Origin of the sequence: Fodinibius saliphilus, assembly GCF_005869845.1 — a bacterium.
Lineage (GTDB): Bacteria > Bacteroidota > Rhodothermia > Balneolales > Balneolaceae > Fodinibius > Fodinibius saliphilus.
Window position 1 is genome coordinate 165632 of record NZ_VAWF01000004.1, and the last position, 17343, is coordinate 182974.

The following is a 17343-nucleotide window of genomic DNA, read 5'->3' on the forward strand; positions in this document are numbered from 1 at the left end:
CTGCAGAAAAGACGTACCACACCTATTTTCAGAGGTGTAAATTTTAATCCATCCCAGTATAATGAGCTCTATTACATTTGTCCTAGGAGAGCATAATACCCACCCAAGCCAAAGCAATTTGATATAAAACTCTAATGAAAATTTGTACTGCGTTTAGTGCCTGTGGCTAAGTGTGTTTACTACATGCCTTTATTAAGATGACACTTGAATAGTAGGTCTAGCTGCTCTTATTACTCTATAAACTTTTGACTTAAGACAAATTCTCTAATAACGCACCTATTTATAGCAATTATTAACACTTACTTCAAATTAATTTTACCTAATGCTATTGTTATTGATAGATTAAAGACAGTCACGACCTTACTAATGCTATTGTTATCCTAGCCACCCTTCTCGGTCTAGGCTACGGTACTGAATGGCTTCGGCAATATGATTAGGAACAATATCTGGTTCCTCTTCGAGATCGGCAATTGTGCGAGAAACTTTAAGAATACGATCATATGCACGAGCCGAAAGGCCCAACGAAGTAATAGCTTTTTTTACCATCTGTGCACTGGCATCGTCTAAAACACATACCTTGCGCGACATCTTTGTGCTCATCTGTGCATTGCAATATACATTTTCGATACCATCAAAGCGCCTAGTCTGTATTTTACGCGCATTGATGACTCTCTGGCGAATTGCCTTTGATGGCTCTCCTTTAGATTCACTGGAGAGCTCTTCATAACTCACCTTTTGCACATCTATATGTAGATCAATACGATCGAGCATTGGCCCACTGATCTTACTTAAATAGCGCTGCATTTGTGCTGGTGAAGCCCCGCCGGGATCAGTCGGATCATACCAGTCTCCTGTTGGGGATGGGTTCATAGAAGCTACTAACATAATACGACTGGGATAACTAACGCTCATGCGAGCACGCGAAATACTGACGCTCCCATCTTCCAATGGTTGACGCATCACCTCGAGAGCACTTCTTTTGAATTCAGGCAGTTCATCCAAAAATAATACCCCGTTGTGTGCCCTTGATATTTCACCCGGCATCGGAATACTTCCCCCACCGACTAATGCTACGTCCGAGACGGTATGATGCGGAGAACGAAAGGGGCGCTGGGTCACCAATGCTTCACCGCCGGGCAACAATCCCGCTACCGAGTGTATTTTTGTGGTCTCCAAGGCTTCATCTAACGTTAACGGGGGCAAAATAGTAGGCAAGCGACGAGCCATCATCGTTTTACCTGATCCGGGAGGACCTACCATCACAACGTTATGTCCGCCGGCGGCAGCAACTTCAAGTGCTCTTTTAACATTCTCCTGTCCTCTCACATCGCTAAAATCCAAAATCTCCCCTTTCCCGTTTCTACTGAACATTTCCCTTACATTTACATCCATCGCAGAATGAGAACTTTCATCTTTTAACCATTCCATTACTTCCGTTAAGTGAGAAAATGCAAACACATCAATCCCATCTACAACAGCAGCCTCGGGACCATTCTCCTTGGGTACAATCATGTTTTCCAGTCCTTTATTACGTGCTTGTACAGCCATGGGCAATACTCCTTTAACAGCACGCAATTGGCCGTCCAAGGCTAACTCTCCTAAGATAATTGTGTTCTCCAACTTATCCGTTTTTATTTGCCCAGAAACATTAAGCAGCGTTACTGCGATCGGTAGATCAAACGCACTTCCCTCTTTCGGCAGATCGGCCGGTGCCAAATTCACGGTAACACGTCCACCAGGAAATTCTGCATTGGAGTTTTTGAGTGCTGCTTCTATACGGTCGCTGGATTCGCTTACCGCTCGATCGGGTAAGCCCACTAAAAAATATTTAGGCATGCCCCCGGGCGACATATGAATTTCAACTTCGATAAGGCGAGCATCAACACCAATAGTAGAAGCACAATAAACACGTGATAACATAATATTCTCCTGATGAATCTTTTTTTACTCTTTAACGTAGTAAGACCCTGTGGCAGATGATTCCTTACAAAAGAAGAATTAATTTGATCACAAGAATACTAGCAAAAAATAAGTGAGAATATTATGGAAACATCAGAAAAATCCAGAAAAACATTTACAGAAGAAATTAAAGGGACTGTTTCTGAAATCATTTCCCAGGTAAAAAAAATTATTAAAAAAGGAAATGCACGACGTATCCTTATTAAGAACAAAGATGGTAAAGTTCTATTTCAGTCACAATTAACGGTAGGTGTGGGTGGAGCGGCTCTTTTAACATCGATAGCCCCCGTTGTATCGGCCATCAGCATGTTCGTACTTTTTTCCAATGACGTAAAAGTCATTGTGGAACGCTACCCAAATGAAGAATCGGAGGATGAATATGAAGTTGAAGCAGATTTTATAGAGATCCGTGATGATGAGGATGAAAATGAGGCAGAGAAAAAAAATAAGAAAAACTCCCATGGAGAAACTGACAAAACGGTAGGGAAAGATGACAGCGATCAATAACCGATAAACAAAAATTGGTTCATCAGCTATGGATCGCTGTTAACTAGTATTTTACTCAGCTACTGCTTTTTCCTCTTCAACTTCAGCATGAGCTAAAAAACGTTCGGCATCAAGAGCTGCGCGGCATCCAGTGCCTGCAGCTGTCACTGCTTGACGATAGACAGGATCCATAGCATCACCGCAGGCAAAAATTCCCGGCAAGTCGGTCTTTGTTGACTGTCCTTTCGTTTCGATATATCCAACATCATCCATCTTGATAACACCTTCAAAAAGGTCGGTATTCGGCTTGTGTCCAATAGCAATAAAGACTCCTTTTACATCATCGAGGGTAGTCACTTCCTGAGTTTCATTATTAATAACTTTTACCCCCTTAACAGCTTCTTCACCCAGAACTTCTTTGAGTTCGGTATCCCACATGAACTCAATCTTCTCATCATTAAATGCGCGATTCTGCATCGCTTTAGAAGCTCGTAATTCTTGCCGGCGATGAAGCACGGTAACTTTGCTTGCAAATTTAGTAAGAAAAGTTGCTTCTTCCATTGCGGTATCACCACCACCCACTACAATAACATGTTCGTCTCGGAAGAAGGCGCCATCGCATGTGGCACAGGCTGAAACCCCCTTCCCACGCATCTCCTGCTCACTCTCCAGTCCCAGCCATTTAGCTGAAGCTCCTGTAGAAACGATAATCGATTTTGCAAATACTTCTGTTTCTTCATCGACTTCAATTTTATACGGACGGTCATCAAAATCGATATCTGTTACCATCCCATACCGACAGTCAGCACCAAAGCGTTCGGCCTGGGCACGAAAATCCTGCATCATTTGTGGCCCCATCACCCCTTCAGGATAGCCCGGATAGTTCTCAACATCCGTTGTTTGCATTAACTGGCCACCAGGTTCAGGCCCCTCAAAAACAAGAGGATTCAGATCAGCCCGTGCAGCATAAAGGGCTGCCGTTAACCCAGCAGGACCACTTCCAACGATAATTACATCAAATGTTTTTCCAGCAATATCTTCCATCAGTACAATTCAAAAGTGTTTTTTAGATTATTTGATCAAAGGTACAAAATTTAGCTCAAAGGATTGAGTCGAAATTTTCTATTGGCTTTATAAGGTTAGTCAATTGACTTCCCGTTATGAGTCGACTCAAAAGACTCCACAACCTTTACGAATCTTATGATATTATCCATTTGCAATACTCTAAGTTTTCGATAAGTTATGCTTTAACTTAAAACTGTTGGTGATGACCGTGATTTTAGCTATTCCAAAAGAAACAGGTGAGCGTGAACAGCGGGTTGCTCTAACCCCCGATACGGTAGAAAAACTCTGTGAAGAAGGTTTGGATATCCGTATTCAAAGTAATGCTGGCAAAGCCGCTAATTATCTTGATGAAAACTACCGGGAAACCGGGGCTTCAATAATATCTGATCGCAGCCAACTCTTTAGCGAAGCAGATATATTGATTAGTATTCAAACACCTCCTAAAACAGATATTGAACAGATGAAAGCAGGAAGCATTTTAATATGTTTCCTATGGGCTCTCCAAAATGAAGAGACTGTCACCCAGCTTAAAGAACAAGAGATTACCGCATTGGGGATGGATGCTATACCCCGTATCTCTCGGGCACAAAATATGGATGCTCTTTCCTCAATGAGTTCTATTGCCGGTTATAAAGCAGCACTTATTGGGGCCAACAAATTAGATCGCTACCTACCTATGATGATGACTGCAGCAGGTACTATCGCACCGGCCAAAGTTCTGGTTTTAGGAGCCGGTGTTGCCGGACTACAGTCAATAGCTACTGCTAAACGGTTAGGAGCTGTTGTTGAGGCTTTTGATATACGACCGGCCGTTAAGGAACAAGTTGAGAGCCTCGGTGCTACTTTTGTTGAAGTTCCAGACCTTGATGAAGAATCAGAAACGGAAGGCGGTTATGCCAAAGAACTTGCCGAAGATGAGCAAGAACGTCAGCGACAGGTTATTCACCAACACGTAAAAAAATCTGACATTGTTATCACAACGGCGCTCATTCCCGGCAAGCCTGCCCCACTGCTCATTACCAAAGAGATGGTGCAAGATATGCATGCAGGTGCTGTTATTGTAGATTTGGCAGCAGAACAAGGAGGAAATTGTGAGCTTACGAAACCGGGAGAAACCACTGTTATCAATGATGTTAATATCGTTGGTCCGCTTAATATCCCAAGTATGCTTGCATACCATGCCAGCCAAATGTATTCAAAAAATATGATGGCCTTGTTAAAACATTTACTGCGCGAGGGTGAACCAACATTTGATTTCGAAGATGAAATCACACTCAATACAACAATAACGCATCAGGGTGAAATTATTAGTCCCATGCTAAAATCAGAATAGAACCCAGAGGACACAGGGCCTTACGGATGTCTTTTTTAAAAATAACTAAGCATTATGTCTGGACTCATATTTAATCTCTTTATTTTTGTGCTGGCCTCATTTGTGGGGTTTGAGCTCATTTCAAAAGTGCCACCCACCTTACACACTCCACTTATGTCGGGTGCAAATGCCATATCGGGTATTACCATTATCGGTGCCTTGGTAATTGCTGGGCAAGTTGATCATGAATTTGCCCAAATTATAGGCTTTATGGCCATTGTATTCGCAACCATTAACGTTGTAGGCGGCTTTATGGTAACCGACCGCATGCTGGAAATGTTCAAGAAAAAAGATAAAAACGATGAGTGATTTTCTACCCCCTTCAGTTCAGGCGGTACTGCCGAATATCATACAACTTATATATCTGCTGGCTACCGGCGTATTTATTATGGGAATCAAAAGGCTTGGTTCTCCTGCTACCGCGCGATCAGGAAATCAAATGGCCGCACTGGGAATGTTTATTGGTGTTGTTGTCACTCTTTTTGATCAACAGATTATCTCATATGAACTCATTATAGCAGGCATAGTAGTAGGCTCTGCTATCGGAACCTTTGCAGCAAAAAAGGTAGAAATGACTGCAATGCCCGAAATGGTAGCTATCTTTAATGGATTTGGCGGTGGTGCCTCTGCCCTTGTTGCATGGGGGGAATTTGTCCGCGTTGGTGATCCTGCGATGCTTGCCAGTCAAGACCTTGTCACAATTGGACTCAGTATTCTAATAGGTTCTATTACCTTTACCGGTAGCTTTATCGCTTTTGGAAAACTTAAAGGCTTCATAAGCGGGAACCCGGTGACCTTTCCCGGACAGAATTTCTTTAATGCCCTATTAACGATTGGCACCCTGGTTCTCGTTGGCTGGCTTACCTACGATCCATCTAATCAACTCGTATTCTGGCTCATTTTCGGCATCGCTTTACTCTTGGGAATACTCACCGTTATGCCCATTGGTGGAGCTGATATGCCGGTTGTCATCTCATTGCTCAATTCCTACTCAGGCATTGCAGCATCAATGGCCGGATTTGTGATCAACAATAACCTGCTCATTATCAGTGGAGCTCTTGTTGGGGCCGCAGGTCTTATTCTCACTAATATCATGTGCAAAGCGATGAATCGCAGCCTCGGTAACGTACTTTTTGGAGCATTTGGTGGCAGCGACTCCTCGGGCAGTGGTCCGGCAACCGATACGGATAAAACTGTTCGTGAGACAACTGCTGATGATGTAGCTATTCAATGTACTTATGCCAATAAAGTCATTATAGTACCCGGATATGGATTGGCCGTAGCCCAGGCACAACATGTACTCAAAGAAGTTGCTGACAAGCTGGAACAGAAGGGCGTTGAGGTAAAATACGGTATCCACCCTGTAGCCGGACGTATGCCCGGGCATATGAATGTACTACTAGCCGAAGCGGATGTCCCTTATGATCAGCTCTATGATATGGAACAGATAAACCCTGACTTTAAATCAACGGATGTAGTACTGATAATCGGGGCTAACGATGTGGTCAATCCAACAGCAAAAACAGAACCCGGAAGTCCTATTTATGGCATGCCTATTATGAATGTTGCTGATGCTGAGCGAACAATTGTGTTTAAACGAAGTCTAAGCCCTGGTTTTGCTGGTATTGACAACCCACTTTTCTACAAAGAGTCAAACCAGATGTTCTTTGGCGATGCTAAGGATTCGCTGCAAGCTATTACACAATCATTGAATGAAGTGTAGCAAGATGCAGGATGCGTGAAATCGGGGCAGGGATGCGAAATTGTTTCGACAAGTAATTATAACAATACTATCTGTATACAAAATCTTTATATGGGTAAAATAGATTCAAACGGATTAGTAATAAATTAGATCTGCTTGGCAGAAAGTTGTACCAGTTTATCAAATCAGTAAAGCAAAATCATAAGTCCGAATATTAAAAAGGCACTAGTTCCCGTAATTAAGATCCCATATCATGCATTTCGTATGCTATCCTAAAACCTGCTCCATTTCTTCATCTAAATGATAACTCTGCATTGCCTTCCAAAAACAAAGGCTACCCAGTACACCACAGCATGTAAACACTAGCATTAATGCTTTGGCAGGGCCATAATGACCGGTAAATATCGTATCCATCAACCAACCGGTAAGGGGCGGCCCCACACCAAACCCAACCACACTAACTACAAATAGATATAGCCCACCGGCTAACGCTCGCATATTGGGCTTCACTAAGTACTGAATCAATGCAGCTGCAACACCATTATATGAGGAGGAGATTACATTAGCACTGCCTATTAAAATCAAGGCCATTGTTGCTGATTCTGCAAATAAACCAAGATAGTACAGCGGCAAGCAAGCCAATCCAGCCACCATCCCCATTACAAAACGGTATGATGCATTCCATTTTTTAGCCAACCAATCTGCTATCTTTCCTGAAGCCATTACACTTACTCCTGTTGTCAGCATAAACCAGCCATATTGAGGAGTGAGTGAAGCCGAATTATGTATATCTTTTAACACAATGCCAACAAATCCTAATATCGTATAACCGGTAAAAGCTAAAAAAGAAAAACCTAAAAAGTGGTATCGAATTGTTTTCTTACTAAGAATATAGGTCACTACTTCTATAAAGCTCTGTCGAGTTTCAAATCGCTGATTGGTTTGCATAATACCGCGAGGCAGTTCTCGCACAACCAACCATGCAATCGCGGCAATCAGCAAACCCGGCGCCCCTACGGCAATTAATGCTATTCGCCAGTCATATGCCTGCGCAATAGTTCCTCCTCCTAAAAAAGCAACACCAACTCCTATAAAAATACCTGCTGCATATATAGAAAATACCGTTGCGCGCTGGGTAGGATGAAAATAATCTGAGAGCAGGGAATAGACGGCCGGACTAAGAGCTGACTCGCTCATTCCAACAAAAAACCGTGCTACTATTAAGGCAACAAGTGTGTTTGCAAAACCACTTATAACGGTCATTAGGCTCCAAACCACCAGGCCAGTGACAATCATTATTTTACGAGAATATATATCAGCAAGCCGCCCCATGGGGACCCCACAAAGGGCATAAATAAAAGAGAATGCAGTACCATAAAGCAAACCTACCTGGAAATTACTGAGCGAAAGTTCTTGTTGAATTTGTGGAGCTAAAACGGCAATAATTTGCCGATCGACAAAACTGGAAATATAGATGAGCGTGAGTAACCCAAGCACAAGCCACGCATATGGACTTGATACTAAATTTTTAGCTTTATCTTTTGTTAGAGACATTATGATTGTTTTCATTTATTTTATGAAGCTAAAGGTAGTATAAAAGTATAGTAGAAATCTACCTTAACTAGGCTCCATATTTTCGCTATATATTGAATTGCAGAAATAAGACTATAACGAATGCCCAATAAAAAACAGTACGAAGACCTGCCCGAACTCCCTCAGAAAACCGATGAAGAACAAAAACGGGCAGAAGAAATATTAGACGTTCTATATCAACATTATCCCAACCCTCATTGTGCTCTTGATCACCGAAATCCTTTTGAGTTGCTTTGTGCCACTATATTAAGTGCGCAGTGTACTGATGTTCGAGTTAATAAAACGACACCAGATCTGTTTGAAGCCTATCCTACCCCTGAGGCAATGGCCCATGCCCCGATCCAAGAACTTGAGGAGTTAGTTCGCTCCACCGGGTTCTACCGAAACAAAGCTAAAGCACTCAAACAATCATCGCAGACTATCGTGGAAAAACATAAGGGAGAAGTTCCCCAAAAAATGGACGACCTTCTGGAACTTTACGGTGTAGCAAGAAAAACAGCAAATGTAGTATTAGGAAATGCGTTCAACATTAATAATGGAGTGGTAGTTGATACCCATGTGCGCCGTTTTTCGAACCGATATGGACTTACAGAACATGAAAAAAACACCGATAAGATAGAACAGGACCTGATGGCTCTATTTCCCCGAGAGCACTGGACAGAACTTTCGCACCTCATGATACATCATGGAAGAAACGCCTGTAAAGCTCGAATTTCAGAACCGCCGGAACATCCTCTTTGTGAAGAGTACGGTATTAACTGTGAATGTCAACAGATGAGAGAAGCAGCAGAATAGCATGAGTAACAATTCCCTATTTGATTCTACTACGGCCCCGATTCCACCATTACGCAAAGATCTACAAATATTTCCTGTCGAAGAGAATGGGCGATCGTATCTCTATTTTTATGATCAACGGGGCTATGCCACACCGGAAATGGCACTTCACAAGCAAGCGGGTACTGTTCTCAATCTTTTAGATGGGGAAAAAAGTATCAACGACCTGGAACCATTTCTGGGTAAAGACCTGAGCAAAGATGACCTGCTGGAGTTTGTGCAGTTCCTGGATAAAAACAGGATTCTTCAATCAACTCACTTTGAACAGCATGCTTATAGAAAAGAAAAGGAATATGAAGAATCTACAATTCATCAATCCGTAACAGCAGGCAATTCGTACCCCGCTGACCCCACAGAGCTAAAAAACTATCTAAACGAAGCATTTAATAATTATACTCCTAAAAACGGTACGGCTGATAAAAATCCTAAAGCATTATATGCCCCCCATATCGATCCCCGTGTAGCACTAAACAGCTATGTAGAAGCTTTTGCCCCCCTTAAACATCTTACACCCAAACGTGTTGTAGTACTAGCTACTTCCCACTATTCCGGGTTATATCCCGACATATACCAGAACAACCCATTTGTTCTGGTCAATAAAGACTTTAAGCTCCCCCTCTCTACCATACCAAGGGATAAAGAAGCTATTTCTGATCTCAAAAATACCAATGGAGATCACGGTATTACGATTCAAGATCGTGCGCACCGTATGGAGCACAGTATAGAACTACACCTGCTATTTTTAAGTTACCTGTGGGATCATGATTTTTCGGTCGTCCCATTTTTAACGAGTGGCATAGACGATCTCTTCTATATGAAAGATGGGCATCTCGGGAAACAGCTCAAGAAATTCACCTCTCTGCTAAACAATAAGTACGCAAATGATGAAGATACCTTCTTTTTAATCAGTGGCGACTTATCCCATATCGGTAAAAAGTTTGGAGATACCAACCCCGCTTCGACCATGTTCGAGGGTGTTAAGCAGTTCGACCAGAAGTTTTTAGATTATGGTGCTTCCCAACAACACAATCAGCTTTTAGAACTTATGAAGCAAGACCTGGATCCTTATCGTGTTTGTGGCTTCCCCCCGCTCTATACTTTTCTAAAAACTATCCCAAACCTTGAGGGTAAAGTATTGAGTTATGATCTTTGGGATGAACAAGAACGCGAAAGTGCTGTCACTTTTGGCTCTATACTTTACTACTAAAATACATATCCTTTCTAACCCTAGCTATATCTCGCCACAACACAAAGCGATGTGACGAGATGATAAAATTATATATTTCTACTGTTTTAGAATCTCCATTTTTTCAGCAAAATAAGAGATAAAATCACGCATATCTTCTGCCATCCCGTGCTCTTCTGTAGCATTTTCAAAGGTTTCTGCCATTGTAATAAGCGTTTGATGATAAAATATTTTCATCTCCTCCTTTGTCATCTCTTTCGTCCAGAGATCTAACCGCAGGGTATCTTGCTTTTCGGGATCCCACATCGACAACAACATTGCCTTACAATTGGCAATACCTTCCCCCTCTTTATCGGTCGCATTCCAATCGATCTTTTCGGGAACATTATTTTCATCTAATTCTACTGTAATACTAATTTCTTTTTTCTGGTCAGCCATAGCTGTGCTTATTTTACTTTCAAATAAATAATTTGCAGGTTAGTGATTAACAGATTGTTTAGGATAAAATCAGGTTATGAGAGTACAATGCCATTCTTATTCTTTTAATTACCCTAAACAAAACGCTAATAAACGAATTAAAATATCATGGAGAAAAGTATGAAAAAAAGAAGTCAATTTAGATTCGCTTTTACAAAACAGCTGGCTCTTATATTAGGGATAGGATTGCTATTGTCTGCTTGTAGTCCCAGCGCCCAAATGCTTAATCGCATTCCGGTCAACGAGGTAAGCTTTAAAGTTGTTGATGCTGATGGCCAACCGATAAAAGGAGCTACTGTTGAATCAAACAATGGCAATAATACTGCCACTAACGCTGATGGAATAGCAACCATTCGTTTTGGGTCGGTAGGGATTCATACCGTTACCGTTTTTGCACAAAATCATAATCCAAGCACCACAACAGTTACCCTGCCCTCAGATCGTGGAGATACTAAAACAATACATCTAGCGGAACAGGTAACCTATAGCGGTAATGCTTTTACACAGATGGGATCTACCCAGATGTATACCATGATGTTCCGATATATGTTCAATAGTTATGGCTATAGCATGGAACTATCCGATTACCAAGAAGGCGAATGGACAAAATGGAAAATATCTTCTGGAGATACAGACAATGCTATGGTCATGAAAAAAGCATTTCTCAAAGAAAAGGATAACGGACAGCAATGGTGGCAAATACAAATGACTAATGATGGAGAAAACACCTATACCGCTGAAGTACTTTTTGAAAAAGACCGTTCATCTATTCTGCGATATCGGGAACAAGTTGGCGACAGTGAGCCACAGGAAAAACCTGTTACTGAAAACTATTATAGCCAACCAAATAAACTTACCGCAGAATCTGTGGAAGGGGCAATCACCGAAAAAAATGTATCTATTGAAGTACCAAAGGGTACTTTTACAGCAGATTTAATTAAATATGGGGTTGTGCCTGAAATTGATCTTAAAATTTGGCGAGTAAAGGATATACCAGGTGGTACCGTTCGATATGAAACAGTACAAGAAGGAGAAAACCTCATTTATGGTGTTACGTTAGTTGACTATGGCGATAATGCTCAAACAACACTCGATTCTTTTTAACCCGAACTTCTCCCAAATAGTGAGTAAAATTACTGAAGTGTATTTTTGCTGTAAAGTTTATCTCGACAGCAGGCGGGAAGCGTTGGAAATGCAAGAAGTTTGAAAATGTACGCTATTTACTATTTCCTGCACTTTTTTTGCCTCGCTTTGCATGCGCCTAAATTTCCTGGTTAGAGATCCAGTTTAGTGCTTATTATTTCCTATAATTAAGCCCCGACAAAATTGTCGGGGCTTAATTATTTTCAAGAAATCAATAGCAATTCTACCATTGGTCAGAGCGTATCATCCTAGTAGCGATAGTGTTCAGGCTTATATGGTCCCCCTTTAGGAACATCGATGTATTCAGCCTGTTCATCCGTAAGCTCTTCGAGCTCAACACCAATTTTCTTGAGGTGTAGTCGCGCTACCTTTTCATCCAGATCTTTTGGAAGTACACTTACTTCTAGATCGAAATCCTCAGGACGTTGCCATAATGCGATCTGTGCCAATGTTTGATTGGTAAAGCTGTTGGACATTACAAAAGAGGGATGTCCTGTTGCGTTTCCAAGATTCATCAAGCGACCCTCAGAAAGCAAGATAATTTCTTTACCATTTTCATTGAGCTCAAACAGATCGACCTGAGGCTTCAGGTTATCTTGCTCAGCATTTTCTTTCAACCAAGCTACATCAATTTCATTATCGAAGTGCCCGATATTACCAACGATGGTTTTATCGTTCATCTTCTTGAAATGACGCCCGGTAATAATGTCTTTATTTCCTGTTGCCGTAACAACGATATCCGCTTTCGGGATGGCATCATCCATCTTCATCACTTCATAGCCTTCCATTGCCGCTTGTAAAGCACATATGGGGTCGATCTCCGTAACAATGACACGTGCACCGGCACCACGCAATGAAGCAGCAGAGCCCTTACCTACATCACCGAAACCAGCAACAACAGCAACCTTACCGGCCAACATGATATCTGTAGCTCGCTTCACGGCATCTACGCAAGACTCTCGGCAACCGTACTTGTTGTCAAACTTCGATTTAGTAACAGAGTCGTTAACATTAATGGCAGGTGCACCGAGTGTGCCTTCTTTTGCCATTTTGTAGAGACGGTTAACACCGGTTGTTGTTTCTTCAGAAATCCCGTTAATACCGTCAAGAAGCTCGGGATACTCTTCATGAACAAGCTTAGTCAGATCACCGCCATCATCCAAAATCATATTTAGCGGTTTGTCATCTTCAAAAAAGATCGTTTGATCAATACACCACCAAAATTCTTCTTCATTCATACCCTTCCATGCATAAACCGGGATATCCTGTTCAGCAATAGCCGCTGCTGCATGATCCTGAGTAGAAAAGATATTGCAAGATGACCATTGTACATCAGCGCCAAGCTCAACCAATGTTTCAATGAGCACCGCTGTTTGAACCGTCATATGCAAACATCCAGCAATACGTGCCCCGGCTAACGGTTGTTCATCCGCATACTCTTCGCGAAGCGCCATCAATCCGGGCATTTCTGCTTCGGCCAACCGAATCTCTTTACGTCCGAAATCAGCTAAACCAATATCTTTTACCTTATAAGGAAGTTTTTCTTTTACCTTCTGTGCCATAGATATGTTACTTATTTTCTGTTTTGTGAAAGTCTCATAAAATACAAGAATTATCTGCGTTACTCAACATAACTGCCAACAAATAAATTCCTGAAACTATTGTTGTCCATTGCTACTGAAATAAAGATAATAACTTAATTGGCAGCGGTAGTATCCTTTTCCGATCCGGAGTGCTTCTTAATGAGTTTTTGAATTATCTTATAGTCTTCATCAGGCCCATAACTACCCATTGACTTCTTGATAAAGTTCCCTTCTGCATCTACAAAAACTTTATATGGAATACCCTGAACACCTAACTTTTGATGTAGTTTATTTGAATCCATCAAATATGTAAAACTATAGTCATGTTCCTCAGAAAAAGATTGGGCGTCTTCCCGGCTATCTGTAAAACCGGGTGTCACTGCCAGGACTACAAACCGCTCGGGATAGTCTTCTTGCAGTTGTTGGAGCGTTGGAAAGCTGGCAAGGCAGGGCTTACACCAGGTTTCCCAGAAATCTATCATTACCACTTTTCCCTTATAATCAGAGACCGCGACATCATTTCCCTGCAGATCAGTAAACGTTGCTTGTTCTACAAATTCTGCATCCGTTTGGGGCTGCGTTTTTTCTGATTCTTTTTCTTCTTGGGGTTTTTCCGATGGACTGCATCCAACCAATAAACTAAACAACAACACACAGAGAAGTTTCCGAAATCCTAAGTTGATCATAAATATTTTATTTACCAATACCTTGCCGATGAATTAAGCTTTAATATAAGGTTATTTAAGAAATAACTAATCTCTCTATAAAATTATTTTTTTAGCTTTTTCTTTATATAATCTATAATTATTATGATAACAACGGGATAAACATAAATTAATTTAATAAACAACCCCATATTTCTACTATTTATTATACTAAATCAATCTTTCTGTTCTAATCTCTAATATATCTGCTATGAATAAAAAAGTTATACAATGCGCTTTTATGATTGTGTTGCTACTTAGCACACATTCAGCAGTAGCTCAATTTACCGTTACCGGAACCGTAACTGATGCCGAAAGTGAAGAACCTCTTATTGGGGTAAACATCTTTCATAAAGCTTCCCAAAAAGGTACTACTACTAATATAGATGGCGAGTTTAGCTTAGAACTACCGGGAGAATCAGCCGTTCTTCGTGTTACTTATGTAGGCTATATTACGCAAAAGGTAGAAGTAAGCACCTCTAACAATAGGCTCTCTATTTCATTAGCTCCCGATATTGCCAACCTAGAAGAAGTTGTTGTAACCGGTTTGGCTTCTACCGTAAAACGAGAAAACTTAGCAAACGCCGTTACCTCTGTTGATGCGGAAGAGTTAGTAGGAGCCTCACCAAAGCAAACCCTGAGCTCAACACTATATGGAAAAATTCCAGGTGCTAATATTAGCTCTAACTCCGGCGCCCCGGGTGGAGGTATCTCTGTAAAATTACGCGGTGTTACTACTATTAACGGTTCTTCAGAACCACTTTATATTGTGGATGGGGTTTATCTGAATAATGACGCTATTGCCAACGGTTCTAATGCCGTGACACAAGCAGCAGCCGGCGGTAGTTCTTCGAACCAGGATAACCCTGTAAATAGGGTGGCCGATCTGAATCCAGATGAAATAAAAAGTATTGAAGTACTCAAAGGTGCGTCTGCAGCCGCCATTTACGGGCAACGAGCCTCCGGTGGTGTGGTTATTATTACAACCAAAAGAGGCAGTGGAGGGAAGGCCCAATTTAGTGCTACTCAGTCTATTGGCTTTACTACCATCCAGAAAAAGCTGGGACAGCGCCAATTTACAGAAGCAACTGCTGACTCGACCTTCGGTCCTAAAGGAAAAGCGCTTTTTAATGAAGCCAAAGCCAACGATCGCTTCCTGGATTATGAAGAACTCATGTATGGACAGGAAGGGGTACTCTCCAAAACCCAGGTCAGCAGTAGCTTTGGAAATGAATCTACTTCGATCTATGTGAGCGGAATGCTTCAAAATGATGAGGGTATTATTAAGACTACCGGTTATGAAAAGCAATCGATCCGGGCCAATGTGGACCATCAATTTACCGATAAATTTAATGTCTCCGTTTCCTCAAACTACATCCATTCGGAATCGAGACGTGGACTTACCGGTAACGACAATACCGGAACTACTTTTGGAGTTTCGATGGTAGCCACTCCAAATTTTGTTGATTTGCGCCCTAAAAATGGTGTATACCCTGCACATCCTTTTAATACGGCAAATCAACTGCAAACACGCGACCTATTTTCAAACAATGAGAACGTTAACCGTGTTTTGACTTCCGTTAAGGCTGAATATGACATTCTCCAAAAAGATGGAAATTACCTGACGCTCCAGTTCCAGGGCGGCGTTGACTTTTTTAGTCAAAACAATAAACTGATCTTCCCAAGTGACCTTCAGTTCGAACGCATCAGCGCTCAACCGGGCACCCTGGTAGAAACCAATACCAACAACCTGAATACCAACACATCATTAATGTTGGTTCATACCTACAGCCTTTCCGAAGATATGACACTGGTCTCGCAAGGTGGATATACTTCATTTAATAACGACCAGAACACCATTTCTACTGTTGGTAGAGGTATTTTAGGTACCCAAACCAATGTAGATCAAACTGTAAGTATCACCAATAATCAAAACCGAGTATTCCAGCGAGATCGTGGATTCTTCATCCAGGAAGAGCTTAACTACGATGATACCTATATTGCCACTGTAGGATTACGTGGCGACAAATCGGATCGTAATGGAGATGTGAATCAGATATTTTATTATCCCAAAGCATCATTCGCGTGGAATATTTCCAATATGGACTTTTGGGATGGCGATGGCCCCATCGACAATTTAAAATTCCGTACAGCATACGGACAAACAGGAAACCTTTCTACCTTCGGAGCAAAGTTTACTTCGCTGGGCCCGTCTAACATAGGTGGATCTGGGGGAATATTAATCACCAATACACGGGGAACCGATGATATTCAACCAGAGCGCCAGAAAGAACTGGAAGCCGGTTTTGATATCAGCGCATGGAAAGGAACAGCGAACCTAAGCGTTACCGTATACCAGAAAAATATTTCGGAACTACTTCTACAGCGCGAACTGGAACCATCTACCGGCTTTAGTTTTGAAAGCTTCAACGGAGGAGGATTACGCAACCGGGGAATTGAAGTCAGCCTGGACCTTACTCCCGTTCGCAGTAACAACCTCAATTGGAACTCCACATTCAACTTCTCCAAAAATGTTTCTGAGGTAACAGACCTCTCTGTTCCTGCCTTTGATGTAGGTGGTTTCGGAACATCACTGGGTGTTTATCGCATAGAAGAAGGGAAATCAGCTACACAAATTGTGGGTATTGATCCTGTCAAAGACAGCAACGGTAATTTTAGTGGAGAGATTACTACTAAAAAATTAGGTGATGGTGAGCCCGACTTTCAGCTTTCTTGGTATAACCAACTAAACATACTCAAGAATGTAGACTTCTCCTTTATGCTACACTGGAAAAAAGGAGGCGACGTTATCAACCTCACCGAACTCCTGTCGGACCTTAATGGTACCACCGCCGATTATGATGATACCGATCTTACCTTCCCCGACTTTGTTAACGAAGCCGGTGGTATTACAGATGATACTAAGAACGGGGTAAAGCGTGCCAGTCTGCTGGGGGTTACTACCCGACAATTTGTTCAGGATGGGTCCTATCTTCGTATGAGAGAAATTGGGCTTTACTATAATGTTCCGGTTTCAACACTGGAAGGCATTAGTTCAGCTATACGAGGGGTACGCTTTGGAGTATCTGCAACAAACTTGTTTACCATATCCCCCTATCGCAGCTATGATCCCGAAGTTTCCAACTTTGGTAACCAACCCATTGCTCAAGGTATTGAGGTGACACCTTATCCCTCAACCAAGCAGTACTACTTCCACTTTAATATCGATTTTTAATTTA

The 17343-nt window shown here is 41.8% G+C and carries 14 protein-coding genes; 8 read left to right on the forward strand and 6 right to left on the reverse strand.

Annotation, left to right across the window (positions count from 1 at the left end):
- Positions 1-375 precede the first annotated feature (375 nt).
- The gene (locus FCN14_RS13610) at positions 376-1920 is read right to left on the reverse strand and encodes a YifB family Mg chelatase-like AAA ATPase (protein WP_138431842.1); all 1545 of its coding nucleotides are present in this window, start codon (positions 1918-1920) and stop codon (positions 376-378) included.
- A gap of 123 nt (positions 1921-2043) precedes the next feature.
- Between FCN14_RS13610 and FCN14_RS13615 the strand changes: the two genes are divergently transcribed.
- A complete protein-coding gene (locus FCN14_RS13615; protein WP_138431843.1) occupies positions 2044-2466 on the forward strand; it encodes a DUF4342 domain-containing protein in 423 nt (140 codons plus the stop codon).
- A gap of 51 nt (positions 2467-2517) precedes the next feature.
- Here FCN14_RS13615 and trxB read toward each other — a convergent pair whose 3' ends face one another.
- Entirely contained in the window at positions 2518-3489 is a 972-nt protein-coding gene (gene trxB, locus FCN14_RS13620; RefSeq protein WP_138431844.1) for a thioredoxin-disulfide reductase, read from the reverse strand.
- 223 nt (positions 3490-3712) lie between these two features.
- Here trxB and FCN14_RS13625 point away from each other — a divergent pair, with 223 nt between their 5' ends.
- From FCN14_RS13625 to FCN14_RS13635, 3 genes are read left to right on the forward strand one after another with little or no spacing between them, the layout of a single operon-like run.
- Positions 3713-4843, forward strand: coding sequence for a Re/Si-specific NAD(P)(+) transhydrogenase subunit alpha (locus FCN14_RS13625; protein WP_138431845.1), 1131 nt, complete (start codon positions 3713-3715; stop codon positions 4841-4843).
- 54 nt (positions 4844-4897) lie between these two features.
- Complete coding sequence (locus FCN14_RS13630; protein ID WP_138431846.1) at positions 4898-5191, forward strand: NAD(P) transhydrogenase subunit alpha part 2; 294 nt, start codon at positions 4898-4900, stop codon at positions 5189-5191.
- Positions 5184-6605, forward strand: coding sequence for an NAD(P)(+) transhydrogenase (Re/Si-specific) subunit beta (locus FCN14_RS13635; RefSeq protein WP_138431847.1), 1422 nt, complete (start codon positions 5184-5186; stop codon positions 6603-6605). The genes FCN14_RS13630 and FCN14_RS13635 overlap by 8 nt, the downstream gene beginning before the upstream one ends.
- 246 nt (positions 6606-6851) lie before the next feature.
- On the opposite strand, the gene FCN14_RS13640 is transcribed toward FCN14_RS13635, so the two are convergent.
- Entirely contained in the window at positions 6852-8138 is a 1287-nt protein-coding gene (locus tag FCN14_RS13640; protein ID WP_138431848.1) for a spinster family MFS transporter, read from the reverse strand.
- Between the two features lie 120 nt (positions 8139-8258).
- On the opposite strand from FCN14_RS13640, the gene nth reads away from it, so the two are divergent.
- Both nth and amrB read left to right on the forward strand, forming a co-directional pair.
- On the forward strand, positions 8259-8972 hold the full coding sequence (nth, locus tag FCN14_RS13645; protein WP_138431849.1) for an endonuclease III: 714 nt from the start codon (positions 8259-8261) through the stop codon (positions 8970-8972).
- 1 nt (position 8973) lies between these two features.
- Positions 8974-10218, forward strand: a complete 1245-nt coding sequence (gene amrB, locus FCN14_RS13650; RefSeq protein WP_138431850.1) for an AmmeMemoRadiSam system protein B — start codon at positions 8974-8976, stop codon at positions 10216-10218.
- Positions 10219-10296: 78 nt separating this feature from the next.
- Here the strand turns inward: amrB and gldC are convergent, their stop codons facing one another.
- Positions 10297-10635 (reverse strand): gliding motility protein GldC, encoded by a 339-nt coding sequence (gene gldC, locus FCN14_RS13655; protein ID WP_138431851.1) that lies wholly within the window; start codon positions 10633-10635, stop codon positions 10297-10299.
- A 147-nt stretch (positions 10636-10782) separates the two neighbouring features.
- On the opposite strand from gldC, the gene FCN14_RS13660 reads away from it, so the two are divergent.
- Positions 10783-11778, forward strand: coding sequence for a carboxypeptidase regulatory-like domain-containing protein (locus FCN14_RS13660; RefSeq protein WP_138431852.1), 996 nt, complete (start codon positions 10783-10785; stop codon positions 11776-11778).
- 287 nt (positions 11779-12065) lie between these two features.
- Here the strand turns inward: FCN14_RS13660 and ahcY are convergent, their stop codons facing one another.
- Both ahcY and FCN14_RS13670 read right to left on the reverse strand, forming a co-directional pair.
- Positions 12066-13379, reverse strand: a complete 1314-nt coding sequence (gene ahcY / locus FCN14_RS13665) for an adenosylhomocysteinase (protein ID WP_138431853.1) — start codon at positions 13377-13379, stop codon at positions 12066-12068.
- 134 nt (positions 13380-13513) lie between these two features.
- A complete protein-coding gene (locus tag FCN14_RS13670) occupies positions 13514-14086 on the reverse strand; it encodes a TlpA family protein disulfide reductase (RefSeq protein ID WP_138431854.1) in 573 nt (190 codons plus the stop codon).
- Positions 14087-14315: 229 nt separating this feature from the next.
- On the opposite strand from FCN14_RS13670, the gene FCN14_RS13675 reads away from it, so the two are divergent.
- Positions 14316-17339, forward strand: coding sequence for a SusC/RagA family TonB-linked outer membrane protein (locus tag FCN14_RS13675; RefSeq protein WP_138431855.1), 3024 nt, complete (start codon positions 14316-14318; stop codon positions 17337-17339).
- Positions 17340-17343 lie beyond the last annotated feature (4 nt).

Excerpts from the sequence above, each read along its gene's own strand:
- FCN14_RS13610 (WP_138431842.1), bottom strand. The coding sequence starts at position 1,920 with ATGTTATCACGTGTTTATTGTGCTTCTACTATTGGTGTTGATGCTCGC.
- FCN14_RS13615 (WP_138431843.1), top strand. The coding sequence starts at position 2,044 with ATGGAAACATCAGAAAAATCCAGAAAAACATTTACAGAAGAAATTAAA.
- trxB (WP_138431844.1), bottom strand. The coding sequence starts at position 3,489 with ATGGAAGATATTGCTGGAAAAACATTTGATGTAATTATCGTTGGAAGT.
- FCN14_RS13625 (WP_138431845.1), top strand. The coding sequence starts at position 3,713 with ATGACCGTGATTTTAGCTATTCCAAAAGAAACAGGTGAGCGTGAACAG.
- FCN14_RS13630 (WP_138431846.1), top strand. The coding sequence starts at position 4,898 with ATGTCTGGACTCATATTTAATCTCTTTATTTTTGTGCTGGCCTCATTT.
- FCN14_RS13635 (WP_138431847.1), top strand. The coding sequence starts at position 5,184 with ATGAGTGATTTTCTACCCCCTTCAGTTCAGGCGGTACTGCCGAATATC.
- FCN14_RS13640 (WP_138431848.1), bottom strand. The coding sequence starts at position 8,138 with ATGTCTCTAACAAAAGATAAAGCTAAAAATTTAGTATCAAGTCCATAT.
- nth (WP_138431849.1), top strand. The coding sequence starts at position 8,259 with ATGCCCAATAAAAAACAGTACGAAGACCTGCCCGAACTCCCTCAGAAA.
- amrB (WP_138431850.1), top strand. The coding sequence starts at position 8,974 with ATGAGTAACAATTCCCTATTTGATTCTACTACGGCCCCGATTCCACCA.
- gldC (WP_138431851.1), bottom strand. The coding sequence starts at position 10,635 with ATGGCTGACCAGAAAAAAGAAATTAGTATTACAGTAGAATTAGATGAA.
- FCN14_RS13660 (WP_138431852.1), top strand. The coding sequence starts at position 10,783 with ATGGAGAAAAGTATGAAAAAAAGAAGTCAATTTAGATTCGCTTTTACA.
- ahcY (WP_138431853.1), bottom strand. The coding sequence starts at position 13,379 with ATGGCACAGAAGGTAAAAGAAAAACTTCCTTATAAGGTAAAAGATATT.
- FCN14_RS13670 (WP_138431854.1), bottom strand. The coding sequence starts at position 14,086 with ATGATCAACTTAGGATTTCGGAAACTTCTCTGTGTGTTGTTGTTTAGT.
- FCN14_RS13675 (WP_138431855.1), top strand. The coding sequence starts at position 14,316 with ATGAATAAAAAAGTTATACAATGCGCTTTTATGATTGTGTTGCTACTT.